The organism is Micromonospora sp. NPDC049081 (assembly GCF_040648835.1).
Taxonomy (GTDB): Bacteria; Actinomycetota; Actinomycetes; order Mycobacteriales; family Micromonosporaceae; genus Micromonospora; species Micromonospora antibiotica.
Genome location: NZ_JBEZEK010000009.1, coordinates 25,005 through 48,937 on the forward strand (window position 1 = coordinate 25,005; position 23,933 = coordinate 48,937).

Annotated in this window: 19 protein-coding genes and 1 pseudogene; 10 read left to right on the forward strand and 10 right to left on the reverse strand. The window is 71.8% G+C overall.

Translation table 11 applies throughout. The features are described 5' to 3' along the window. Window positions 1–142: 142 nt before the first annotated feature. Window positions 143–1,954, reverse strand: coding sequence for a chromosomal replication initiator protein DnaA (gene dnaA / locus AB0B63_RS15435; RefSeq protein WP_357018779.1), 1,812 nt, complete (start codon window positions 1,952–1,954; stop codon window positions 143–145). Between the two features lie 633 nt (window positions 1,955–2,587). Between dnaA and rpmH the strand changes: the two genes are divergently transcribed. The 9 genes and pseudogenes from rpmH to AB0B63_RS15480 all read left to right on the forward strand — a co-directional run. Then, window positions 2,588–2,725, forward strand: a complete 138-nt coding sequence (rpmH, locus tag AB0B63_RS15440; RefSeq protein ID WP_208565176.1) for a 50S ribosomal protein L34 — start codon at window positions 2,588–2,590, stop codon at window positions 2,723–2,725. A 29-nt stretch (window positions 2,726–2,754) separates the two neighbouring features. Continuing rightward, complete coding sequence (rnpA, locus tag AB0B63_RS15445) at window positions 2,755–3,186, forward strand: ribonuclease P protein component (RefSeq protein ID WP_208565175.1); 432 nt, start codon at window positions 2,755–2,757, stop codon at window positions 3,184–3,186. A gap of 44 nt (window positions 3,187–3,230) precedes the next feature. Beyond that, window positions 3,231–3,470: a membrane protein insertion efficiency factor YidD gene (gene yidD / locus AB0B63_RS15450; RefSeq protein WP_208565174.1), complete on the forward strand. Its 240-nt coding sequence runs from the start codon at window positions 3,231–3,233 to the stop codon at window positions 3,468–3,470. 3 nt (window positions 3,471–3,473) lie between these two features. Continuing rightward, entirely contained in the window at window positions 3,474–4,460 is a 987-nt protein-coding gene (gene yidC, locus AB0B63_RS15455; protein ID WP_357018784.1) for a membrane protein insertase YidC, read from the forward strand. 215 nt (window positions 4,461–4,675) lie between these two features. Beyond that, entirely contained in the window at window positions 4,676–5,254 is a 579-nt protein-coding gene (locus AB0B63_RS15460) for a R3H domain-containing nucleic acid-binding protein (protein WP_208565172.1), read from the forward strand. A gap of 127 nt (window positions 5,255–5,381) precedes the next feature. Next, window positions 5,382–6,083, forward strand: a complete 702-nt coding sequence (rsmG, locus tag AB0B63_RS15465; protein WP_244251651.1) for a 16S rRNA (guanine(527)-N(7))-methyltransferase RsmG — start codon at window positions 5,382–5,384, stop codon at window positions 6,081–6,083. A 274-nt stretch (window positions 6,084–6,357) separates the two neighbouring features. Next, the gene (locus AB0B63_RS15470; protein WP_357018787.1) at window positions 6,358–7,713 is read left to right on the forward strand and encodes an AAA family ATPase; all 1,356 of its coding nucleotides are present in this window, start codon (window positions 6,358–6,360) and stop codon (window positions 7,711–7,713) included. A 27-nt stretch (window positions 7,714–7,740) separates the two neighbouring features. Next, the gene (locus AB0B63_RS15475) at window positions 7,741–8,787 is read left to right on the forward strand and encodes a ParB/RepB/Spo0J family partition protein (protein ID WP_357018790.1); all 1,047 of its coding nucleotides are present in this window, start codon (window positions 7,741–7,743) and stop codon (window positions 8,785–8,787) included. Between the two features lie 1,935 nt (window positions 8,788–10,722). Continuing rightward, a pseudogene (locus tag AB0B63_RS15480) lies at window positions 10,723–11,316 on the forward strand (hypothetical protein); the annotation flags it as partial. Between the two features lie 694 nt (window positions 11,317–12,010). On the opposite strand, the gene AB0B63_RS15485 reads toward AB0B63_RS15480, so the two are convergent. Together AB0B63_RS15485 and AB0B63_RS15490 are read right to left on the reverse strand one after the other, a co-directional pair. After that, window positions 12,011–13,006: a D-alanine--D-alanine ligase gene (locus AB0B63_RS15485; RefSeq protein WP_208565796.1), complete on the reverse strand. Its 996-nt coding sequence runs from the start codon at window positions 13,004–13,006 to the stop codon at window positions 12,011–12,013. 37 nt (window positions 13,007–13,043) lie between these two features. Continuing rightward, window positions 13,044–14,351: a PLP-dependent aminotransferase family protein gene (locus AB0B63_RS15490; RefSeq protein ID WP_357018793.1), complete on the reverse strand. Its 1,308-nt coding sequence runs from the start codon at window positions 14,349–14,351 to the stop codon at window positions 13,044–13,046. A gap of 297 nt (window positions 14,352–14,648) precedes the next feature. Between AB0B63_RS15490 and AB0B63_RS15495 the strand changes: the two genes are divergently transcribed. Next, window positions 14,649–15,317, forward strand: coding sequence for a GNAT family N-acetyltransferase (locus AB0B63_RS15495; RefSeq protein WP_208565167.1), 669 nt, complete (start codon window positions 14,649–14,651; stop codon window positions 15,315–15,317). Between the two features lie 29 nt (window positions 15,318–15,346). Here the strand turns inward: AB0B63_RS15495 and AB0B63_RS15500 are convergent, their stop codons facing one another. The 7 genes from AB0B63_RS15500 to murJ all read right to left on the reverse strand — a co-directional run bounded on the left by AB0B63_RS15500 (window position 15,347) and on the right by murJ (window position 23,808). Further along, window positions 15,347–16,504, reverse strand: coding sequence for an N-acetylmuramoyl-L-alanine amidase (locus AB0B63_RS15500; protein ID WP_357018797.1), 1,158 nt, complete (start codon window positions 16,502–16,504; stop codon window positions 15,347–15,349). Between the two features lie 189 nt (window positions 16,505–16,693). Continuing rightward, window positions 16,694–17,017 carry a thioredoxin gene (gene trxA, locus AB0B63_RS15505; protein WP_067310719.1) on the reverse strand — a complete coding sequence of 108 codons (324 nt, stop codon included), beginning with the start codon at window positions 17,015–17,017 and terminating at the stop codon, window positions 16,694–16,696. A 38-nt stretch (window positions 17,018–17,055) separates the two neighbouring features. Then, the gene (gene trxB, locus AB0B63_RS15510; RefSeq protein ID WP_208565165.1) at window positions 17,056–18,006 is read right to left on the reverse strand and encodes a thioredoxin-disulfide reductase; all 951 of its coding nucleotides are present in this window, start codon (window positions 18,004–18,006) and stop codon (window positions 17,056–17,058) included. A 177-nt stretch (window positions 18,007–18,183) separates the two neighbouring features. Then, on the reverse strand, window positions 18,184–19,176 hold the full coding sequence (locus AB0B63_RS15515; RefSeq protein ID WP_357018802.1) for a hypothetical protein: 993 nt from the start codon (window positions 19,174–19,176) through the stop codon (window positions 18,184–18,186). Next, window positions 19,173–19,970 (reverse strand): RNA polymerase sigma factor SigM, encoded by a 798-nt coding sequence (gene sigM / locus AB0B63_RS15520; RefSeq protein WP_357018805.1) that lies wholly within the window; start codon window positions 19,968–19,970, stop codon window positions 19,173–19,175. The genes AB0B63_RS15515 and sigM overlap by 4 nt, the downstream gene beginning before the upstream one ends. Window positions 19,971–20,013: 43 nt before the next feature. Further along, window positions 20,014–21,609 carry a protein kinase family protein gene (locus AB0B63_RS15525; RefSeq protein WP_357019170.1) on the reverse strand — a complete coding sequence of 532 codons (1,596 nt, stop codon included), beginning with the start codon at window positions 21,607–21,609 and terminating at the stop codon, window positions 20,014–20,016. 447 nt (window positions 21,610–22,056) lie between these two features. Further along, on the reverse strand, window positions 22,057–23,808 hold the full coding sequence (gene murJ, locus AB0B63_RS15530; protein WP_357018808.1) for a murein biosynthesis integral membrane protein MurJ: 1,752 nt from the start codon (window positions 23,806–23,808) through the stop codon (window positions 22,057–22,059). Window positions 23,809–23,933: the final 125 nt, after the last annotated feature.

The following is a 23,933-nucleotide window of genomic DNA, read 5'->3' on the forward strand; positions in this document are numbered from 1 at the left end:
TGGACGAAGGTGACGACTCATCCACAGGACGCGCCCCGGCGATCCGGGGCGGCCGGGACCACCGGGGCTGTGCGCCGACACGAAGACGCCCGACCGAGATGCTCGGCCGGGCGTCGACGACGGGTGGAAAGTGGCGTACGTCTCAAGTGTTCTGCTTGATCCGGTTGGTCAGCTCGGCGATCTGGTTGTAGAGCGAGCGCCGCTCCGCCATCTGCTGGCGGATCTTCCGGTCGGCGTGCATGACGGTGGTGTGGTCCCGGCCGCCGAACGCCTGCCCGATCCGGGGCAGTGAGAGGTCGGTCAGCTCCCGACACAGGTACATGGCCACCTGACGGGCGTTGACCAGCACCCGGGAGCGTGAGTGCCCGCGCAGGTCCTCCAGGCTCACCCCGAAGTACTCCGAGGTGGAAACCATGATCTGGTCGGCGGTGATCTCCGGGCCCGCGCCGTCGGGGATGAAGTCCCGCAGCACCTCCTCGGCCAACGACAGCTCGACGGTGGACCGGGTGAGGCTGGCGAACGCGGTGACCCGGATCAGCGCCCCCTCCAGCTCCCGGATCGAGTTCGACACCCGGGAGGCGATGAACTCCAGCACGTCCGGCGGGGCGTACAGCCGCTCCTGGGCGGCCTTCTTCTGCAGGATCGCGATCCGGGTCTCCAGGTCGGGCGGCTGGATGTCGGCGAGCAGCCCCCACTCGAACCGGGTCCGCAGCCGGTCCTCCAGCGTCGCCAGCTGCTTCGGCGAACGGTCGGAGGTGATCACGATCTGCTTGTTGGCGTTGTGCAGGGTGTTGAAGGTGTGGAAGAACTCCTCCTGGGTCCGCTCACGGTTCTCCAGGAACTGGATGTCGTCGATCAGCAGGATGTCGACGTCGCGGTAGCGGCGCTGGAACGCACTGGTCTTGTCGTCCCGCAGGGAGTTGATGAAGTCGTTGGTGAACTCCTCGGTCGAGACGTACCGGACCGAGCGGGCGTTGCCGAGCGTCTGGGCGTAGTGCCCGATCGCGTGCAGCAGGTGCGTCTTGCCCAGCCCCGAGCTGCCGTAGATGAACAGCGGGTTGTACGCCTTGGCCGGTGACTCGGCCACCGCGACGCTCGCCGCGTGGGCGAACCGGTTGGACGAGCCGATGACGAACGTCTCGAACATGTACTTCGGGTTGAGCCGGTTGCCGCTGCCCTCCGTACCGCCGGGGCGTCGGTCACCGCCACCGGGCCGGTGGTCGGAGCCGGCCCGACCGGGCCCGCTGTCGGTGACGCCGTCGCGGGCCGGGCCGCGCGGACCCTGCTGGTCGCGCGGCGGCCGCCCCTGGTCCCGGTAGGCGGGCTCGTAGCCGCGTGGGTCGGTGTCGGGCTCGGCGCGGTGACGTTCCTCGAAACCGCGTCGCTCGGTGGTGGGGCGGTCCATCCGCGCCGGTTCGGCGAAGCCGACGCCGAACAGCGTGTCCTGACCACCGTCGCGGCTGGCCGGAACCCGGGCCGGGCGGTGGCCGTCCGGCTCCGGTTGCCCGGCGGGCGACCGGCCCCCGGGCTGCTCCGGCGGTGGCCCGGCCTCCCGGGGGTACGACGGTTCGGGTTCGTCGTAGGCCGACGGCCGGAACCCCGGATAATCGTCCACGGCCGGACCGGGCTCCGCCACGACGGCGGCCTCCGGCCCGCTGCGGTAGACGGTGCCGGCGGGCCGCCCGGCGGCGTCCTCGGCGATCCGCACGGTCACCGCGACCTGTATCGGCCGGCCCAGTCGTCGGGTGAGCGCCTCGGTGATGGCCGGTCGCAGCCGCGACTCGATGACGTCCCGGGTGAAGGCGTCCGGCACGGAGAGCAGCGCGGTGTCCTCGACGATCGCCCGCAACCGGGTCAGCCTGAGGTAGGCCCGCTGCTGGGCGGAGATGATCTCGTCGGCGAGTTCGTCCGTCGCCGCGGTCCACACCGCGGCAAGGTCGATCGTTCCGGCCACCGTCGTGCCACCCCCTCGCCTCTGCTCCCGACCGCCGCTGTGGTCCAGCGGTTGTGCCGGGCCCGCCACCGCGTTCGCGGGTGGTACCGCTCACCCACCGGACGGCTGACCGGCCGGCATCCACAAGTTATCCACAGCCTGTGTGTACCGACCGATTGTGGCCGCCCGCCGGGCGCGGGTCGGACCTGCCCCCCTGTCGGGGAGGGCGTTTGAAGCGGGTTCACCGTGCCGAACGATTCACTGCCGGGTCCGGTCTTGCCCTCCGACCACAACCCGGAACCGAAGCTGACCGCAAACGCGCACGGTAACAGCGACGACGGGCCGCCATCAACCGCCGCCACCCCGACCGCCGCCCCCACCCCGGGCGGGACACCTGCTCGACAGGACACCGGACCAGCGGATCGCCGGTCCGGGTGGTTTGACGGTCATTGCCCCCCTGCGTAGGCTGGAGGGGCTGCTCTGTCGCCCTCTGCTAGGGTGATGGGTGCTCGCTGTCCGTGGTCGTCGCCCCGCATCGCCGAGGTTCCGCGCCGCCGGGCAGCACCGATCGGAGGCCACCACCGAGGTGGTCTGGTCCACCAAACGACCCCGGGCGAACCCGCGCCGGGGACGTACGAAAACGGAGAGCCTGACGTGAGCAAGCGCACCTACCAGCCGAACAACCGCCGGCGCGCGAAGACCCACGGCTTCCGGCTGCGCATGCGCACCCGTGCCGGCCGCGCCATTCTGTCGACCCGCCGTGCCAAGGGCCGTAACCGCCTGTCGGCCTGAGGCCGACCGGTCCGGGGACGTGGACAGTCGTGCTGACGGCCGCACAGCGCCTGCGGCGTAGCAGCGACTTCGCCGCAGCCGTCCGTGGTGGTCGACGCGTCGGGCGTGGTGCCGTCGTCGTCCACCTGACACTGCCGGTGGCCTCCACATCCGCCGCGACCACACCCCTCGGGACAACCTCGCCGGAGCCGGCGCGGAGCACCGACCCGGAGCTGACCTCCGGATCGAGCCGCGCCGGCTTCGTCGTGTCCAAAGCCGTCGGGCCCGCCGTGGTCCGCAACAAGGTTCGCCGCCGGCTGCGGCACCTGGTCCGTGAGCGGCTGGACGCGCTACCGGCCGGCAGCACCCTGGTGGTACGCGCCCTGCCCCCCGCCGCCGGCACGCCGTACGCCCGGCTCGGCAGCGACCTGGACGCGGCGATCGCCGCCGCCCGGACGCCTCGGGCGCGGCGGTCGCGGTGAGCAACGGACCCGCCGTGTCGGCACGCCGGAGCATGGGTGCCCGGATGCTCAGTGGTCCCATCATCGCGTACCGTCGTTGGATAAGCCCGGCGTTGCCGGCCCGCTGCCGGTTCTACCCGTCGTGCAGTGCCTACGCCCTGGAGGCGGTGACCCGTCACGGCGCGCTCCGGGGGGTCGGCCTGACGGTCCGGCGGCTGTCGCGCTGCCACCCTTTCCACCCTGGTGGACACGACCCGGTTCCGGAGCCGGGCGGCCGCCGACGCGCCGACGTGACTGGAGTCTGAGAATTGAGTCTCGACTGGATCTACTACGCGATCTCGTGGATCCTGCTGACCTGGCACTCGGCGTGGGACGCCATCGGGGTGCCGGTCCGCACGGTGCTCGGCACGAACTGGTCGTGGATTCTCGCCATCGTCTTCCTGGTGGTCACCGTCCGGGTCATCCTCTTCCCGGTCTTCGTCAAGCAGATCAAGTCCCAGCGGGCGATGCAGGCGCTCCAGCCGAAGGTCAAGGAGCTCCAGGAGAAGCACAAGGGTGACCGGGAGACGCTCCAGAAGGAGATGATGGAGCTCTATCGGAAGGAAAAGGCCAACCCGCTGATGGGCTGCCTTCCGATGTTCCTCCAGATCCCGGTCTTCCTGGGTCTCTTCCACGTGCTGCGCCGGCTCGACCCGGCCAAGGAGGCCAAGAGCCTCTACGGCTGGACCGCCGAGCAGTTCGACAGCGCCTCCAGCGCCACGATCTTCACCGCCCCGATCGCCGGCAAGTTCGGCTCCACCGCCGACGAGCTGGCCCGGCTCGGCGCCAACGGCACCACCGTGAAGGTGATCGCCGGCATCCTGGTCCTGGTCATGATGGGCACCACCTACCTGACCAGCCGTCAGATGATCCTCAAGACCGGCTGGGCGGAGGACCCGCAGCAGCGGATGATCCAGCGGCTGATGCTCTACGGCATCCCGCTCTCCCTGCTCGTCTCCGGCTCGATCTTCCCGATCGGCGTGATCATCTACTGGGTCACCAACAACCTGTTCACCCTCGGCCAGCAGCAGTGGGTGCTCCGCAAGTTCCCGCCGCTGGTGACCAACAAGGGGGTCACCGGCACCAAGGCGACCAGCTCCGGTCCGGTGCAGCCGGCCAAGACCGGCGGTTTCCTCAACCGGAACAAGCCGGTCGCGCAGGCGCCCGCCAAGCCGGCCGCGCCGAAGGTCGCCGGGCCGAAGCCGGGTGCCAAGCCGGCCAACCCCAAGAAGGGCCCGGCCAAGCGCCAGGGCTGAGCCACCGGGCCGCCGTCGGGACGACCGACGGCGGCTCTCCGGCACCGCGCAGCCGCCTCACGGCCGGCGCCGGGCCGGGACCGCCGCGCCCCGCGCGGTTACGGGCGAGACCGCCCGTACCAGACGTGCCCGTGACCGAACCGGCCTCTTTCCGCCGGTCGCCCGGGAGACCAGCGGACCCGACGGTCCGGCCGAGCTAGTACGGAGATGACACCGTGACCGACACCAGCATCCCCAGCGCGGACGCCTCGCTCGACGAGGAGACCGTCCCGACCGCCGCCACCGGTGAGGGTGAGCCCGCCGACGGCGGCAAGGAGAAGAAGTCAGCCGGCGAGGGCGAGCTGTTCGCCCAGAGCGAGATCGCCGCCGACTACATCGAGGGGCTGCTCGACATCCTCGACTACGACGGCGACATCGACGAGCTGGTCTCCGGTGGTCGGCCGGTCGTCGAGGTGGTCGGTGGCCGGTTGCAGAACCTGGTCGGCCAACGCGGCGCCACCCTGGAGGCACTCCAGGAGCTGGCCCGACTGGCTGTGTTCCGCCAGACCGGCTCGCCGAGTCGGCTCCTGCTCGACGTTGGCGGCTACCGGGCCACCCGGCGCAAGGAACTCGCCGCCGTCGCCAAGAACGCGGTGGAGAAGGTCAAGGAGCACGGCGAGCCGGTGCGGCTTGAGCCGATGTCGGCCTTCGAGCGCAAGTGCGTGCACGACGTGGTCAACGCGATGAGCGGGGTGGAGAGCGAGTCCGAGGGTGTCGAGCCGACGCGGCGCATCGTCGTCCGGCCGGCGGACTGAACTGGTGACGCCCGACGACCTCACGACGGAAGCCGGTCCCGGCCCGGGCGGCACGCCGCCCGGGCCGCCGTCCGAGCATTCCGGCCCGTCCGCCCCATCTGTCCAGGACGCCACCCTCCCGGCCGAGCTGGCCGCCGCCGCGACGGCGCTCTTCGGTGACCGGCTCGACCTGGCCGCCGGGTACGCCGAGCTGCTCGCCACCGACGGTGTGGTGCGTGGCCTGATCGGCCCCCGGGAGGCACCCCGGATCTGGGACCGGCACCTGCTCAACTGCGCCGCCGTCGCCGAGCGCATCCCCGAGGGTGCCAGCGTGATCGACGTCGGCTCCGGAGCCGGCCTACCCGGGCTGGTGCTGGCGATCGCCCGTCCCGACCTGAACGTCGTCCTGGTCGAGCCGCTGGCCCGGCGTACCTCGTTCCTCGTCGAGACGGTGGAGCGGCTCGGGCTGGCCAGGATGGTCCGGGTGTTCCGGGGCCGGGCCGACGAGGCAGCCACCGGGGCGTCCGGCGTCGGCCCGTTCACCGCCGACGTGGTGACCGCCCGCGCGGTGGCACCGTTGGACCGCCTCGCCACCTGGAGCCTGCCGCTGGTGGTTCGCGGCGGCCGGCTGCTCGCCCTCAAGGGGTCGTCCGCGCTGGACGAGATCGCCGAGCATGCCGGGGCCGTGGCGAAGCTGGGCGGCGGCGAGCCGACGGTGCAGCTGTGCGGCACCGGCCTCCTCGATCCGCCGACCACCGTGGTGGAGATCGTGCGGGAGCGGGTCGTCCGACCACCGGGGGCCAAGGTGGCGTCGAAGCGTGCTCGCGGTGGCCGGAAGCGCGCCCGCTGAGTCCTGTCTGTCGACGCGGATCGGTGCCCGCTGCCCCCGGCTGCCCGGTGCGGTGGCACCGATCCGCGGCAGACGCGGTGCCGCCGGAGAACGAAGATGGACCCGCCGCGCCCGTCCCCCGTAGGCTGACCGCGCGTCGATAGTGTGGGGCGGGTGGATGTCGGGCGCACCGGGTCCCGATCGCCCCCGCCGGGCCGTACGCTCCGCGGTGCGAGCGCGTACGGCAAGCGAGACGGGGTGCGGACCGACCATCCGGAGCGGGTAGGGATGACAGGTGCATGACGACGGCAGGTACGACGATCCACGGGTGAACCGTCCCGACGGGTCGGGCTCGGACGCGGGCCCTGTTTCACGTGAAACCGACCATCAGGACCGGACTGCCGGCGGGCAGCCGACGATCCATCCGCCGGAGCGCACTCCCGGATCGCGGCGTGAGCCTCCGGTGGTGGGTGCGGCACGCCCGGCTCCCGAGTCGTACGTTCCGCCGCCTACCGTCCGATCCGGCTCCGACGGCGGTCCCACCCGTGCTCCCGACGGCCGGGCGGCACCCTCGGCACGACGTAACGCGGGGGCGTCGTCGCGGTTCACGGCTCCGCTGCACGGCAATACACCATCGGTGCCCACCCAACCCCACCCCGACGCGGTGCCCGACGCGACGCCTGCCCTCGACATTCCCGGGCCCGTCCCCGGGCCCGTCGCCGTGGGTTCGGCGGACGCCGCGTACGTTTCACGTGAAACTCCGACGCGCGAAGAGGATGACCCACCGTTGGCTATGGAGGCGATGCGCGCCGTGCAGATCCTTAATCCGAGTGGCGAGGTGACCATGCCCCGTCCTGAGCGGACCCGGGTGATGTGCGTTGCCAATCAGAAGGGCGGCGTGGGCAAGACCACGACCACGGTGAACCTGGCGGTGGCGCTGGCCCTGCACGGCAACCGGGTGCTGGTGGTCGACCTCGACCCGCAGGGCAACGCTTCCACCGGGTTGAACGTCCCGCACCACACCGGGGTGCCGGACGTCTATGACTGCCTGATCGACAGCGTGCCGCTGGCGGAGGTGGCCCAGGAGGTCGAGGGCATCCCCAACCTGTGGTGCGTGCCGGCGACCATCGACCTGGCCGGCGCCGAGATCGAACTGGTCTCCGTGGTCGCCCGGGAGTCCCGGCTCAACCGGGCCATCGAGGCGTACCCGGGGCACTTCGACTACGTCTTCATCGACTGCCCACCCTCCCTCGGGCTGCTGACGGTCAACGCCCTGGTGGCCGCGCAGGAGGTGCTGATCCCGATCCAGTGCGAGTACTACGCGCTGGAGGGGCTGAACCAGTTGATAAACAACATCAACCTGGTTCGCCAGCACCTCAACCCGAAGCTGGAGGTCTCCACGATCCTGCTCACCATGTACGACCGCCGTACCCGGCTCGCCGACGCGGTGGAGCAGGACGTCCGGAACCACTTCGGCGACAAGGTCCTCCAGGCCGTCATCCCCCGCAACGTGCGGGTGTCGGAGGCCCCGAGCTACGGGCAGTCCGTGATGACCTACGATCCCGGATCGCGGGGAGCCACGAGTTACTTCGAGGCTGCCCAGGAAATCGCCGAGCGCGGTGCCAAGGAGCCGGTGAGCCGGAATGCGTAGTGCGGACGAGTCGCTGGGAGGCGTCGTATGAAGAACCGTCCCCGGGGCGGTCTGGGTAGAGGGCTCGGTGCGCTGATCCCGACCGGGCCGGTGCAGGAGAGCACGACCACGGCGACCTTGCCCGTGGAGGTCGACCCGGTGCGGCCGGCGACCGAGACGTCCACCGATCCGGTGGCCCTGGACGTGACGACGCCTGCGCCGGTGGCCCTCGCACCGCCGCCCGACGAGCCGCAACTCAGCCCGGTGCCCGGTGCGCGCTTCGCCGAGATCTCCGTCGACGCGATCGTGCCGAACCCCAAGCAACCCCGGCACGTCTTCGACGAGGAGGCGCTGGAAGAACTCAAGACCTCCATCCAGGAGGTCGGCTTCCTCCAGCCGATCGTGGTCCGGCAGCTGGACAGCGAGAAGTACGAACTCGTCATGGGTGAACGGCGCTGGCGTGCCGCCCAGGCGGTCGGTCGGGAGAGCATTCCCGCGATCGTCCGGGAGACGAAGGACGACGCCATGCTCCGGGACGCGCTCCTGGAGAACATCCACCGGGCCAACCTCAACCCGTTGGAAGAGGCTGCGGCCTACCAGCAGCTGCTGGAGGAGTTCGGCGCGACCCACGAGGAGCTGGCCCGGCGGATCGGGCGGAGCCGGCCACAGATCTCGAACACGATCCGGCTGCTGAATCTGCCCCCGCAGGTCCAGCGCCGGGTGGCGGCCGGTGTGTTGTCGGCCGGCCACGCCCGCGCGCTGCTCAGCCTCGACGAGTCCGAGGCGCAGGAGCAGTTGGCCCTGCGGATCGTCGCCGAAGGGCTCTCGGTCCGGGCCACCGAGGAAATCGTGGCACTGACGCTCAGCGACGGCCCCGCGAAGACCCCGGCAGCCAAGCGCCGGTCCAAGGCGCACGCCCCGGCGTTGACCGATCTGGCCGACCGGCTCTCCGACCGGTTCGACACCCGGGTGAAGGTGGACATCGGTCGGAGCAAGGGAAAGATCACGATCGAGTTCGCCACGGTGGACGACCTGGAGCGGATCGTCGGCATCATCGGGGTCGGCGAGGAAGGCCAATCCGAGCCCGAGGACTGATCCGTTTCCCGCCGTTCCCCGGCCGCGTACCCGAGACGGGTACGCGGCCGTTCTGGTGGTGCTGCTCCGCTGCCAACGTGGGCGGTGGACCTGCTGCTCTCAGCAGAGCACGTCCACGCCGGGCCCTCGCCCTTCATCACCCGACTCCGAGGGCTTCCCGCCCGGCGGCCGTTCTGCTCGGGGTCGGCGGGCTTCTCCCCTGCGGGTCGACATGTCCTCGGGTGCCGCCACCGAGCCGAGCGTCGCCCCTGTTTCACGTGAAACGCAGGAGCGCAGAGTGGGCCGCAGGCCAGTCGCGTCCCACCCGCCGATCGCGTGCGGAACCGTCCACCAGTCACCGACCGGCCGCGAACTGCCCACCAGTCGACCGGTCGGCCGGGAACCGCCCGACCGCGCGCGCCGGTGGGCGCGGACGGCACGGGCCGGCGGGAACCGACCGCGCGGACCGGCGGGCGCGGACCACCTGGCATCCACGGCTTCGCGGAGGAGCCGCCGTCCGCCGAGCGGTCTGCTGATCCGTCCGGCGGCTGCCGATGATGGGTGCACCGGATCGCTCAGGACGCCGGAGACGGCTGGAAAGGTGACGTCCCGCCCTGGTGGTACCCGAGACGCTCACGTGGCGGCTCAGTCGATCTGAGGGCCTCGGCCCGCTGCGCGACGCGGAGCCACGGCCGCGCACTGGGGAGCGAGGCAGGGCTTTCGTCCTGGAGGACGGTCCGTGCCGTGGGATTTGCGGGCATGGCGGGCACGACAGCGGGTCGGGCATCGGCCGTGGTCGCCTCCGGCCGTGGCCGGGTCGCGCGACCCCCACCCTCCGACCCTCCGGCCCCTCCGCCTTCCGGCCCCTTGGCCCCTTGGCCCCTTGGCCCCTTGGCCCCTTGGCCCCTTGGCCCCTTGGCCCCTCCTGCACTCCGGCCCCCGACCCTCGGGGGCCCCGAGGGTCGGGCCCCCGCCCCCTGGCTCTCCGCCCCCGCCCCTCCGGGCCCAGCCCTCAGGCCGTCCACCTCCGGGCCGTCCGCCCTCGGGGGGAGATGCTGCTGCCGGCCGCCGGGACGCTACTACCGAAACGACGATGTTCCACGTGGAACAACTGCCTCGATCAGGTTTCACGTGGAACATGCCCCTGCGGTTGCGATCCAACTTCTACCTCGCCGAACCTTCCATCCGATGGCGGCGGGCGGTACCGGCGGGGAGGTGTCGGAGCTGCCACTCGGCAGTCGACACTGCGCCGGTTTCACGTGAAACGGGCCTGCCGCTCCACCGACGATCGCACCAGGTGCCCGGGGCGGCGTTCGCCGTTCCCCCTGAAGCCGGACTCGCGTGCGTAGCCATGGAGTCGGCTCCGGCCGGCGGCGCAGGTAGCAGCGAATGGTGATCCCAGCGGGCGATCGCGGTGATCGGCGGTCGGGAGCGAACAGCGCCACGGCGGCCGATGAGGACATGGGTCTCCCGTATCCCTCGTGATCGAGCGGGGCTCTCGATGGATCGTGCAGGAGGTCGAGAGTGCTCTCGGGGGGAGAAGGAGCTGGCGACAGGAGCAAGGCCGGCGGTCTGGCGCTCGCCCACGGGACCGATCGCATGCCCGAGGGGACCGGTGTCCGGGCTAAAAGCCCGGAGCTGCCGACAGCTACAGCCGCCCTTCGATCGTTGAACGAGTCGAGCACGTCACCCCTGTGAACAGTGCTGTGGACGAACGCCAAAGTTATCCACAGGAGTTTTCCACAGGCCCTACCCGTTTCACGTGAAACAGCGCGTCAGAGCCATCCCCAGCCTGTGGATGACGGGGTGTGGTGGTGATCTCATCAGCCTGTGGACAACCCACCCGTCGCCCCCGCCGCGCCCCGGTGTCAGCCGATTCGATCGGCCGAAATCCCGTCGTGATCAGCGGCGTTCGGGGTAGGGACAGCGGTGCCGGTCTCGGTTAGGGTCAGCGTCGTGCACGACACCCCTGCCTCCCCAGTTCCAGACTTCACCCAGTGGCCGTCGTTTCCCTTCGAGGGCGAGCTGCGCGTCAAGCACCTCGACGAACCGGTGGCGGTCGAGCCTCCCCGTAAGGGTGAAGGGCTCCGGGAGTGCATCGCCTGCAAAGCACCCGACGACGCGTACATCTGGGTGGGTGAGCGGTGGCGGGTGCGGGCCATGGACCGTCCGACCGGCCTGCCGATGGTGCTGATCCTTGAGTCGCGGTCGCATCTCGACCTGGGCGACCTGCCCAATCTGCTCGCTGCCGAACTCGGGGTGATGACCGTCCGACTGGAACGCGCCATCCGCTCGCTGGACGGCGTCGCCCGGGTGCATGTGAACCGGTGGGGTGACGGGTCCGCCCACCTGCACATGTGGTTCCTGGCCCGCCCGTACGGCCGACTCCAGCTGCGTGGCACCTTCCTGTCGCTCTGGGACTCGATCCTGCCGCCCATCTCCGAATCCCAGTGGCGGGAAAACCTCGCACATGTCGCGGCCTGGCTCGCCGAGTTCGGCGGCCGGCCCCTCGCCGAGCCGCCGCGAATCCAGTGGCAGACGCCCTCCAGCATCGCCGCGCAGTCGTCGGCCGAGGCAGCCGCGGCTGCGGCCGCCGGAGACGCCGTCTCCGTGATCGAGTCGGAGGAGGAGATCCCTCTTCCGGTCCCGACGGAAGGCTCGACCGGGGCCGAAGCTGAGACCGGAATCAACACCGGGACCGCGTCGGTACAGAGTGCGACCGCGTCGGCCCCGGAGAGGACCGGGCCCGACAGCGCGGCCCTCGGCCTCGATCCGCGCAGCACCCGGGACGCCGACAGCAGAGAAACCGCCACCCGGGACGCCGACAGCAGGGAACCCCGCACCGTCGGCGCTGACGACGACGGCACCGCTGACGGTGCCGGTCCGGGACGGGCCGACACGGCTGCCCGTCCGGATCCGAGGGGCACGGCCGACCGGGCTGCCGCCGCCACCGGCACCGGCCCGGGTGGCAGCGGAACGGACCGGCCCGGTACCGGGCCGGGGAACACCGACACGGTCGCGTCGGAGGCCGAAGGCACGGCAGTCGACGGTACGGACGGGACCGACGCCGGCAGCGCGGCGAAGCCCACGACGGGCCCGGCGTGACTGTCGCGTCAGACCCCGACCGGCGCTGATCCGGCCGCACGGGGACCACCCCGACCCGCAGGGCTACCGACCCCTGTCCGGGCAACCCGGCAGCGGGGAAAGCCCGGCAGCGGGGAAAGCCCGGCAGCGCGGGCGCGGATCAGGGGCGGCGGCGGGCTGCCGTCCGGCCGACCAGTGTGCCGAGGACCTGACCGAAGTCCAGCCCGGCCGCCTGGATCGCCAACGGCAGCAGCGACGTCTCCGTCATGCCGGGCGACACGTTGACCTCCAGCACGTGGGGTCGGCCGTCCCCGTCGACGATCAGGTCGACCCGGGAGAGGTCGCGCAGCCCGAGCGCGGTGTGGGCGGCCAACGCCACCTCGGCCACCGCGCCGGCCACCGCCGGGTCGAGGCGGGCCGGTGCGTGCCAGGTGGTCCGGCCGGCGGTGTAGCGGGCAGCGTAGTCGTACACGCCGTTGCGGGGCACGATCTCCACCGGCGGTAGCGCCTGTGGCCCGTCGCCCAGGTCGAGCACCGACACCGCCACGTCCATGCCGGGCACGTACCGCTCGACCAGTGCCGTCGAGTCGTACGCGAAGCAACCGACCATCGCGGCCGGGAGGGCGGCGGTATCCCGCACCACGGCGGCGCCCAGGCCCGAGCCGCCCTGCGTGGGCTTGACCATCAGCGGCAACCCCAACCGTTGCACGATGCGGTCGAGCACGGCCACCGCGCCCAGCTCGGAGAAGCGGTCGTGCGGCAGGGCCACCCAGTCGGGGGTGGGGATGCCGTTCTCCCGCAGCACCGCCTTGGCCGACGGTTTGTCCCAGGCCAGCCGGGCGGCCCGCGCGTCACAGCCGACGTAGGGCACGTCGCACAGGTCGAGCACCCCGCGTAGCGAGCCGTCCTCGCCGGTCGCACCGTGCAGGGCGATCACCACGGCGTCCGGCGGGTCGGCGGCCAGCGCGGGCAGCAGTGCCACGTCGGCGTCCCGTAGCTCCGCCTCCACCCCGGCGCTGCGCAGCGCGTCGAGGACCCGCCGGCCGGACCGTAGGGAGACGTCCCGCTCGTACGACAGGCCACCGGCCAGCACCAGGATGTGCAGGTCGGTGGCGGGACCGGTGGTCGCAGGAACTGCGGCGGCGGAATCGGTCACGACGGTGCGCTCGACGGGGATGGCAGCCATGCGGGCATCATGCCAAGTCGGGGCCGGGGACGTCCGCCCCGCCCCGCCGGCTCCCGGTCGGCCCGACCGGGCCGAAGACCTGCCGCATGGCGATCTCCTGCTCCATGACCCGGGCCAGCCGGCGTACCCCCTCCCGGATCCGCTCCGGGGTGGGGAAGGAGAAGTTGAGCCGCATGTTGCCGGTGCCGGTGCCGTCGGCATAGAAACCGGTGCCCGGTACGTATGCGACCCGGGCGGCGATGGAACGTGGCACCATCGCCTTGGCGTCCAGCCCGTCGGGCAGGCTGGCCCAGACGAAGAGACCGCCGGTGGGCCTGGTCCAGGTGGTGCCCTCCGGCATCAGGTCGTGCAGCGCGCCGAGCAGGGCGTCACGCCGTTCCCGGTAGACCTCGCGGTAGACCTTGAGCTGTTCGCGCCACGGCATCGTCGACAGGTACGTCGTGACGGCGGCCTGCGCGAAAGCGCTGGGGCAGAGGATCTGCGCCTCACTGGCGATGACCAGTTTGTCGCGGACCGCGTGCGGGGCCAGGATCCAACCCACCCGCAGCCCGGGGGCAAAGGTCTTGGAGAAGGTGCTCAGATAGAACACCCCGTCGCGGCGGCGGGCCCGCAGCGGCCTGGGCGCCTCACCCTCGAAACCCAGCTGGCCGTACGGGTCGTCCTCGACCACCAGCAGGCCGGCGCGCTCGCAGATGTCGAGCACCCGTTCCCGCCGTTCCTCGCTCAGCGTCACGCCGGCCGGGTTCTGGTAGGTGGGGATGGTGTAGAGGAACTTCACCCGCCGGCCGGCGCGGGCCTGGTCGGCGATCGCCACCTCCAGGGCCTCCGGGATCAGCCCGTCATCGTCCATCGGCACGTGGACGACCTGCGCCTGGGCGGCCTGGAACACCCCGAGTGCGCCGACGTAGGTCGGGCCTTCGGCGAGCACCACGTCACCCGGGTCGAGGAAGAGCCGGGCCACCAGGTCGAGCGCCTGCTGACCGCCGACGGTGACCACCACGTCGTCGGGGGAGGCGCCGCAGGAGGCGTCGATGCCGGAGTCCGCCATCACCTCGCAGATCCGTTCGCGCAGCTCCAGGGTGCCCTGACCGATGCCGTACTGGAGGGTGGTGGTGCCGAGCTCGCTGCCGAGCTTGCCGAGCATCTCGCCGACCGCGTCGAGCGGCAACGCGGCGATGTAGGGTGCGCCACCGGCGAGCGAGACGACCTCCGGCCGGCTGGCCACCGCGAAGAGGGCCCGGATCTCCGAGGCGGTCATGCCCCGGACGCGCCGGGCGTACCGGTCGGTGTAGTCGTCAAGCGTCGTGCCGGTCATGACATCACCTCGATCGGGTGTCGGTCGGGCTCCCGCCCGCTGGGGTACCCGCGGTGCCGGCGACCATGGCGGCGCGGGGACGCCGGTCGGTCGATCGTAATCCCCGGCGGGACGGTCGTCGGTCACGATGTGGTCCCCGTCCACATCCCGGACGTCCGTCCCCGGGCCCGGGTGGCGATTCGCGCGTCCCCTCCCGTACGGTCGGCAGGCGGCGTACGATCGCTCGTCGGGGACGCAGCCGGTGTGCCGCCGCTGCGGGCTGGTCTCGCCTCCGAGCCTGAGTGTGGGGATGCGCTGATGTCGCGACGTCTGGTCAGTCTGACCCTCGACACCCTGGAGGACCTGCCTCGCCCGTGCCGGCAGTGCGTCTACTGGGAGTTGGACCCGGTCTCCGCCGAGCGGGCCTGCGCCAACGGTGACCCGGGGCTGGAGAAGGAGGCGTGGGTCTCCCAGACGCTGCTGGAGTGGGGTTCCTGCGGCAAGCTGGCGTACGTCGACGGGATGCCCGCCGGTTTCGTGCTGTACGCACCGCCGGCCTACGTGCCCCGCTCGATGGCCTTCCCGACCTCGCCGGTGTCGGCGGACGCCGCGTTGCTGATGACCGCCAGTGTGGTGCCCGCGTTCGCGGGCGGTGGGCTGGGCCGGATGCTGGTGCAGGGTGTCGCCCGGGACCTGACCAAGCGGGGCATCAAGGCGATCGAGGCGTTCGGTGACGCGAAGTTCGGTGACGAGCCGGAGGACACCGTGCGGGCCTGCGTCGCCCCGACCGACTTCTTCCTCTCGGTGGGCTTCAAGACGGTCCGTCCGCACCCCCGCTACCCGCGCCTGCGCCTGGAGCTGCGCACCGCGCTGAGCTGGAAGTCCGACGTCGAGTACGCGTTGGAGAAGCTGCTCGGCTCGATGAGCCCGGAGAGCCTGCTGCGGCCGGTGCGCCCCGCCCCGGCGACCCGGTCCAGCGCCGGCTGAGCGGGCCGCCGACCCGGGCCGCGCCCGGGTCAGTCGCGGACCGCGCCGGCCGTCACCACCGCCCGCAGGGCGCTGACGTCGATCGAGCCGGTCGGCACGTCCCGTTCGACCGGGAAGAACATCCGTTGTACGGCGGCCACGATCGCCTCGACGACCCGGTCCCGGAACCGGGGGTCGACCAGCCGGGCCCGGTCCTGCGGTGAGGTCAGGTAGCCCACCTCGACCCGGACGGCCGGCATCCTGGTCAGTCGCAGCAGGTCCCACGCCTTGGCGTGGGTACGGCAGTCCCGCAGCCCGGTCCGCGCCACGATCTCCCGCTGCACCAGCCCGGCGAGTCGTTCCCCGGTGGCCGAGGTGACGCCGTTGTCGGTGCCGTAGTGGTAGGTGGCGACCCCGTCGGCGGCCGGGTCGGCGTGACCGTCGGTGTGCAGCGAGATGAACACGTCGGCACCGAGGGAGTTGGCCAGTTCCGCCCGGTCGACGTCCGGCAGGCAGTCGCGGGGGGCGGGGCCACGGGTCAGCTGCACCCGTACCCCGGCTGCGGCGAGCCGCCCCTCCAGCCGGCTGGCCAGGTCGTGCACCAGGTCCGCCTCGGTCCAGCGCAGCGAACCGTCGGGCACCACCACGCCCGGGTCGGTGCCGCCGTGCCCCGGGTCGATGACCACGGTCCGCCCGACCAGCGTCGGGCCGGACTGCCGGATGGCGTCGGACTCCCGCAGCCACTGGGGGCGTCCGCCGACGACCTTGCGGCCGAGCCGCCGCAGCGCACCCATCGTGTACGGGCCGCAGGAGCCGTCGGGCTTCAACCCGACCTCACGTTGGAACTGGGCCACCGCCCGGGAGGTGCGTACGCCGTAGACGGCGTCGGCGCCCCCGACGTCGTACCCCATCTCCAGCAGTCGTTCCTGCAGGGAGCGGACGTCATCGCCGGTGAGGGGTTCGGGCACCGCGTGGTAGAGGGTGCGGGCCCCGAGTCGCCAGCGGGCGGCGTCCAGGGCCCGCCAGGTCTCCGCGCCGACCCGGCCGTCGGCGCTGAGCCCGCGGGACTGCTGGAAGGCCCGGACGGCACGTTCGGTGGCGACGTCGAACTCGTCACCGGGTGTGGCGGCGAGGAGGTCCAGGCCGGTCAGGACGGCACGGATCTCGGTCACTGCCGGTCCACGGTCACCGGATCGGATCGGACGCACGCAGGACCCCCTCAGAGGTTGGCTGCCGGGCACCTTCGCAGACGGCCACGCTGTGCGTCCGGAGGACCAGCGCTTACGGAGCGTACCGTGACCGGTCTGGTCCGGCCGGCGGTTCGCGCAGGTCAGGTGGCCGGGACGACCGGAACCCCGCACCCGGTGGGGGTACGGGGTTCCGGTGGTGCGCAGGTGTTACAGCGCCGACTCGATCAGCCGGACCAGTTCGCCCTTCGGCTTGGCCCCCGCGATCGACTGCACCGGCTCGCCGTTCTTGAAGATGGTGAGGGTCGGCACCGACATGATCCGGTAGGCGCGGGCCGTCTCCGGGTTCTCGTCGATGTTGAGCTTGACGATGGTGACCTGACCGGCCATCTCGCCCGCGATCTCCTCCAGCAGCGGCGAGACCTTGCGGCACGGGCCGCACCACTCGGCCCAGAAGTCCACCAGGACCGGCTTGTCGGACTTCAGCACGTCGGCGGTGAAGCTGGCGTCGGTGACGACCTTCGTTGCTCCCACTATGACCCTCCTCCTCAGATTGTTGGTGTTGCTGTCGTTCAGCTCAGGGTGGCGATGAACCGCTCGGCGTCGAGGGCGGCGGCGCAGCCCGTGCCGGCGGCGGTGATTGCCTGCCGGTAGGTGTGGTCGACCACGTCACCGGCGGCGAAGACACCCGGCACGCTGGTGCGGGTGCTCGGGGCCTGCACCTTCACGTAACCCTCGTCGTCCAGCTCGACCTGGTCGCGGAAGAGTTCGCTGCGCGGGTCGTGGCCGATCGCCACGAAGACGCCGGTCACGTCGAGCACCTTGACGTCGCCGGTGTGCACGTTGCGGACCCGGACGCCGGTCACCTTGCCGTCGTCGCCGAGCACCTCCTCGACGGTGCTGTTCCACTCCACCCTGATCTTGTCGTTGCCCAGCGCGCGGTCGGCCATGATCTTGCTGGCCCGGAACGAGTCGCGCCGGTGGATGATGGTGACCGACTCGGCGAACCGGGTGAGGAAGCTGGCCTCCTCCATCGCGGAGTCACCGCCGCCGACCACCACGATGTGCTGGTTGCGGAAGAAGAACCCGTCACAGGTGGCGCAGGACGACACGCCGTGCCCCAGGTATTCCTGCTCGCCCGGCACGCCCAACGGACGCCAGGCCGAGCCGGTGGAGAGGATGACGGCCTTGGCCCGGTAGGCGGTCTGCCCGACCCACACGGTGCTCACCGCGTCGGAACCGGTGTCGCCGGTGTCCTTCAGCTCGACCCGGGTGACGTCGTCGGTCAGGAACTCCGCACCGAACCGTTCGGCCTGCTTGCGCATGTTGTCCATCAGCTCGGGGCCGAGGATGCCGTCGGCGAAACCGGGGAAGTTCTCCACCTCGGTCGTGGTCATCAACGCACCACCGGACTGCACACCCTCGATCACGAGTGGCTTCAGGTTGGCGCGCGCGGCGTAGACCGCCGCCGTGTAGCCGGCCGGCCCGGAGCCGATGATGATCAGGTTGCGGACCTCGTCCACTGCCGTCTCCCGATGTGTGTGTACGACATCGGCGGCGCACCGACGTCGATCCGAGCGCCGACGGTTCAACGACGTCGGCGGCTGACTTGCAGAACGTCATCGTACGAACCGGGGATTCCCGGACCGGTCGTCCGGTGGGTCACGTCACGCGATGCGGGACGAGGGGTGACCGGGTCCTCACCCTACCTGCGCCTGGTAGCGGGTGTCCGCGCCGGACCCCGGCACACCGCACTCCGCACCGCTCGCCCACGCCCACCGTGCACCGCCGGGATCGGTGAAGCGGACCACCACCGCAGGCAGACCGTTGAACGTGGCGTAGTCGACCAGCTCGACGGCGACCGGCCCACGGTTGTGCTCGGCGGCGATGTCGGCGAGACAGGCGTCGAGCGCCGCCCGCCCGGTCAGCCGGTCGAGCCCACCGGGTGCGGTGAGTCGCTTGCTCTCCGGCGTGGTGGGGTCGATCTGGGTGGTGACCTCGGGCCCCTCCGCGGACTGGAGACCCGGCGGGGTGACGGGGCGGGGCAGTGGGGCGGCCGTGGTGCCGCGCAGCGTCGTCGGGGACCAGTCGATGCCGCTGCGTTGGGTCTCACCGGTGAACCGGAACCCCCGGCCCGCGTTTTCCGCGCCGTCCTGCGCCGGCCCGGCCATCGTCGTGGCGGGGGAGTCCCGGGAGGCCGCGCCGTCGAGCAGGTGGGCCACGCCGAACCCCACTGCGGCCAACGACACCGCGGCGATGCTGACCGGCCCGGCGAGCCGCGCCCAGCGCCGTCGCCGACCGGGACCCGACGCATCGGTGCGTCCGGCTCCGGCCCGACCGCCGGGGGTACGCGACCCGCCCGGTTGCGTGGGCACCGGGCCGACCTGCGGGTCGGCGCGGTCGGGTGTGGCGGTGTCGTCGGTGGGTGGGGTGGCCGGGCCGGCACCGGCGAGCACGGCGGTGAGCCGCTCCACCACGGCCAGGGGCATCTCCGGTACGGCGGCACCCCAACCCGTCAGCTCGTCGTGCACCCGGGTCAGGGCGGGGGCCAGCACGTCGTGCGCGTCGGACCAGGCCGGGTCCTCGGCGACGAGTCGGGCGACGACGGTCTGCTCCGGGGTGCCGTCCAGTGCCCCGCCCAGATAGTCGGCGAGCAGGTCGTGGTCGACCTCCCTGAACTCCCGGCCCGTCACGTCTCCTCCTGGATGGCGCCCCGCCGGGCCTGCCCCGACCCCGATCGGACGCCGTCGGTCGGCTGCCGGTTCCCCGGTGTGACGTCGGAAACGTCCCGACCCGTCCGGAGGTGCCCGCCCCGCGTGGTCGCTGAGCTGGCGGCCGGGTAGGGCGACGGTTCGTCCCCACCTGAGCGCAGGTGCCCGAGCACCCGGGCGAGCCGGGCCCGGCCCCGGGCGCAGCGACTCTTGACCGTGCCCTCGGCCACCCCGAGGATCAGGGCGACTTCGGCCACCGGGTAGCCCTGCACGTCCACCAGGATCAGCGCGGCCCGCTGCTCGACCGGCAACCCGGCCAGCGCCTGGCGTACCACCAGGGCGGTGTCGTGGTCGGTGGCGGGTGCCGCCGGCTCGACGCCGCCGGTGCCCCGGGCGTCGTCGGTGTGGTTGCCGTCGGACAGCGGGACGGTGGGGTGGGCCTGCCGGCGGCGGAGCCGGTCCAGACAGGCGTTGACCACGATCCGGTGTAGCCAGGTGGTGACGGCGGAGTCGCCCCGGAACCGGCCGGCGGCGCGGTGGGCGGACAGCAGTGCGTCCTGGAGTGCGTCGGCTGCCTCCTCCCGGTCACCCGTGGTCCGCAGGGCCACCGCCCAGAGCCGGTCGCGGTGCCGGTGGAAGAGTTCGGTGAAGGCGTCCCGGTCACCGGCGACGTGGGCACGCAGCAGGTCCAGGTCGGTGGCCTCGGGCTGCGGTGCCCCGGTCGCCGTCGGCCCGCCGGTCGCCGGGTCGGGTGGGTGCCCGCCGCGACCGACCATCACCACGCCCGGCGGAGGCGGTGACGGGGTCGCGGCCGGCAGGTCACGATCCCTGGACCGCGATCTCCTGGACGCCCAGCTTGAAGCCCCGCTCGGTGGAGGGCAGCTCGGTGATCCAGAAGAGCAGGTACTGGTATTTCTGCTCGGGGTCGAAGCCGTCGAAGGCCATCTTGGTGCCGTCGTGCTGCTCGAACGGCTGCCCGATCCGCGTCTTGAACCCCTTGACCAGGTCCTTGTCGCCCTGCGAGCTGGACGGGAAGTCGCCGGTGCCGGTGAACAGGGCCGCGGAGACGCCGGAGTCCGACAGGGTGGCCGTGAGTGACTTGACGGTGTGCGGGGCGCCGAGGTCGATCCAGACCCCCATGCCCTTCTTGTAGTTGCTGAAGTTGGCCGAGTAGTAGGTGTCGGTCTCCCAACCCTTGTCCTCGTCGCCGTCCAGCATCTTTTCGGCGTCGCCCAGCTCGTTGCGTTGCCGGCTGTCCGGGTCGATGATCCGGATGTCCTGGATGTTCAGCTTGCGCACGGCGGGGGCCGGGGTGGCGTCGCCGGCCGGGGTGCTGGCGGAGGGGCGGGCCACCGGCTCGGTCTGCGGGTCGTCGTCGCCACCCAGCGTGTTGATGCCGATGAGCAGGCCGATCAGGGCGACCGCCAGCAGACCGGCGATGCCGATGGCGACCTTCCGACCCCCTGCGGCGGCGAGCGGCGAGCGGTCCTCGACGCCGTCGGCGGTGAACCGGATGGTGCCGGTCTGGTCGAGGAAGTGGTCCTCGGCGGGGATGTCGAGCCGGCCCAGCTCGGCCGAGAGCACGTCCGACGACGGCGGGGCGATCTCGGCGTCGAGCAGGTCCATGGTCAGGTCGTCGAGGTACGCCGGCACGCCGGCCCGGACCTGCCGGGGTGCGGCGATGGCGCCGCTGGCGTCGCGGACGGCGTCCGGGATGGCGGCGCGGCCGTGGCCGGCGGTCGCACCGCGCAGCGGCGCCTCGGCGTGCGGCCAGTGCCCGGTGAGGGCGAAGTAGAGGATGCCGCCCACCGCGCGGATGTCGGCTTCCTGGCTGTCGTCGCCGTCGGTGCGGGCGTCGGCCAGCACCACCCGGCCGTCATCGCTGATCATCACGGTGCCGGGGTGCACGTTGCCGTGGACCATCCCGGTGGCGTGCACGGCGGCCATGGCGCTGGCGACCGCGTTGCCGATGGCGGTGGCTCGGGCCGGATCCAACGGACCGTCGGCGACCAGCTCACGCAGGGACCGACCGTCGACCCACTCCCGGACGACGTAGGCCCGGACGTCCTCGTCGATGGCGTCGTAGACGCCGACCAGGTTCGGGTGGATGACCCGGCTGGCCGCCACGGCGGCCTGGAGCATCTCGGTGGCGGAGTCGCCTCCCGGGTAGCGGAGCACCACGGCCACGGGGCGGCGCAGGATGACGTCGACACCCCGCCAGACCAGGCGCCCGGCGCTGTCGTTGTTGATGTGCTCGACCAACTCGTACCGCTCGGCGAGGATCTCACCGGCTGTGGGAGCACCGAAGGTCATGACCGGAGGAGCGGTTTCCTCCGCCTCCTGACCCTCGCCGACCTGGGTCACCCGTCCTCCCTCGGTGATCGTGTCGATCGATGGACCCGAACTGCTGGGCATGTGGCTTCCCGATCCGCCGTCGATGGAGCGGCCGGCGGCGTCGACGCGGGAGTCGGCCACCTGCCGTGTCCGTCGACAGCGACCTTACCCGGACCGCCCGCCATCCCGACATGTCATCTTCCCGCCGCGCTCAACGGGCTGTCGCATATGAGGGGATTAGTCCGGTTACCGCCACTCTCGCCCGCGTTGCTGGCACATGTACTGGCCAATCTAGACGCTGGCCGCAAGCCACCGACCCTCGGGCCGGCCCACCGGTGACAACCCGGTGGCAGTACGTCAGGTTCCCCCCGAACGGCCGCACATGCTCAGCCGTACGGTTGGTTGTCCACAGGCCCTTACGGTGACTGAGCGGGGACTAACCAAGTTATCCACAGGCGTGTCCCCAGGCTGGTGATCCTCGTTCACCCTGCGTGTCCCCTGTCCGCCCGGCCCCGCACGGTCAGCGGATCAGCGGCCGAGCCGGCGGCGCACCATCCCGACCACCTCGGTGATCTCACCGATCCGCAGCACCATCGCCAGGCCCAGGTACGTCCCGCCGATCACCACCCCGCCGAGGACCAGCCGCACCGCCGCCGCCGTCCAGCTCAGGTTGCCCGGGTCACCGGGGAGCAGGTTGACCACCAGCAGGCCGACCAGCGCCGCGCCGAGCGCCGCCACCAGCACCTTGCCCACGGTCCGCATGATCCGGCCCAGCCCGATCCGGCCCACCCGGGGCCGCAGCAGCATCGCCGACAGCACCGCCGCCGCCACGTACGAGACGGCGTTGCCGAGCATCATGCCGGCCGCCGCGAAGGTGGCCGAGAAGGCGACGAAGACCCCGATCTGCACGGCCACCCGCAGGATCACCACCGGGATGTTGACCAGCGCCGGGGTGCGGGTGTCCGGCAGCGCGTAGAAGGCGAAGGTGAACAGCTGGCTGATCGCGAACGGCACCAGGCCCAGCGCGGCGACCAGCAGCACCAGCGAGGTGGCAAGCGCGTTGTCGCCGGTGAACGCGCCGTACCGGAAGACCACCACGGAGACCGGGCCGGCCAGCACCGCGTAACAGACCGCGATCGGGGCGAGCACCGCCGTCACCATCCGGGTGCCCCGGGACAGGTCGGCGGTGACGTCGGCGAACCGGCCCTCGGCGGCGGCGGCGCTCATCCGGGGCATCAGCGCCGTGATGATCGAGACGGCGATGATGCCGTGCGCCATCATCAGCAGCAGGAAGACGTTGTTGTAGATCAGCAGGCCGGCGTTGCTGTCGTCGCCACCGGCGGCCCGGGTGAGCAGGTTGACCACCACGAACAGGCCGAGCTGGTTGACCGCGACGTAGCAGAACATCCAGCCACCGAGCCGGGCCAGCTCACGTAGACCCAACTCCCGGAAGTCGAACCGCAGCTTCCACCGGAAACCCACCTTGCGCAGCGCCGGCAGCAGCCCGGCAGCCTGCACCGCCACGCCGAGCAGGGTGCCCCCGCCGACCAGCAGGATCCGGTCCCAGCCGATGTCCTCCGGGCCCAGCGCCTGCGCGTCGTACACCACGATGTAGAGGCCGAAGGTGCCGATGACGACCAGGTTGTTGAGGATCGGCGCCCACATCGGCGCGGCGAAGTGCCCCCGGGTGTTCAGCACCGCCGCGATCAACGCGCTGACGCCGGTGAAGAACAGCATCGGCAGCATCAGGTACGACAGGTTCGTGACCAGGCCGGTGTACGCCGCGTTCTTGCCGCCGGCGTAGAGCGTGGTCAGGGTCGAGGCCAGCAGCAGGGCCAGCACGACCGTGACCGCGAGGGCCAGCACCGCGAGAGTCAGCAGCCGCTGGGCGTACGCCTCACCCCGGTCCGGGTCGGCCTTGCGCCGACGTACCAGCACCGGGATCAGCACACTGGTCAGCACGCCGCCGAGCAGGAACTCGTACACCTGGTTGGGCAGGAACTGGGCGGTGGTGAACGCGTCGCCGACGGCGCTGCCCAGCGCGGCACCGATCATCAGGTTGCGGATGAAGCCGGTGCCCCGGCTGACCAGGCTGCCGACCGCCATCACCGCGCTGTTCGCCGCGGCGCTGGTCTCCGCGACCACCTCCTGCGGCGGCGCGGTCGCCTCCACACCCGGCTGGTTCAGCGGCTCGGCGGAGATGAAGGTCGCCCCGTCGTACGGCCGGAGCCCGTCGTCACCCTGCGCGGCGTTCGCGCTGCGGTAGAGCCCGCCGCTCATCTCCAGCCTCCCAGGGATCCGTCGGAGCCGGTACCGGTCCGCACGCCATGACCATAGTCAACCCGGACCCGACATCCGCGCCCGGCGGATTGGTTCCCGTCCCCGCCCGATAGGCTGGCGATCCC

Excerpts from the sequence above, each read along its gene's own strand:
- yidD (WP_208565174.1), top strand. The coding sequence starts at position 3,231 with ATGCTCAGTGGTCCCATCATCGCGTACCGTCGTTGGATAAGCCCGGCG.
- AB0B63_RS15475 (WP_357018790.1), top strand. The coding sequence starts at position 7,741 with ATGAAGAACCGTCCCCGGGGCGGTCTGGGTAGAGGGCTCGGTGCGCTG.
- AB0B63_RS15490 (WP_357018793.1), bottom strand. The coding sequence starts at position 14,351 with ATGACCGGCACGACGCTTGACGACTACACCGACCGGTACGCCCGGCGC.
- AB0B63_RS15495 (WP_208565167.1), top strand. The coding sequence starts at position 14,649 with ATGTCGCGACGTCTGGTCAGTCTGACCCTCGACACCCTGGAGGACCTG.
- sigM (WP_357018805.1), bottom strand. The coding sequence starts at position 19,970 with ATGGTCGGTCGCGGCGGGCACCCACCCGACCCGGCGACCGGCGGGCCG.
- AB0B63_RS15525 (WP_357019170.1), bottom strand. The coding sequence starts at position 21,609 with ATGCCCAGCAGTTCGGGTCCATCGATCGACACGATCACCGAGGGAGGA.
- murJ (WP_357018808.1), bottom strand. The coding sequence starts at position 23,808 with ATGAGCGGCGGGCTCTACCGCAGCGCGAACGCCGCGCAGGGTGACGAC.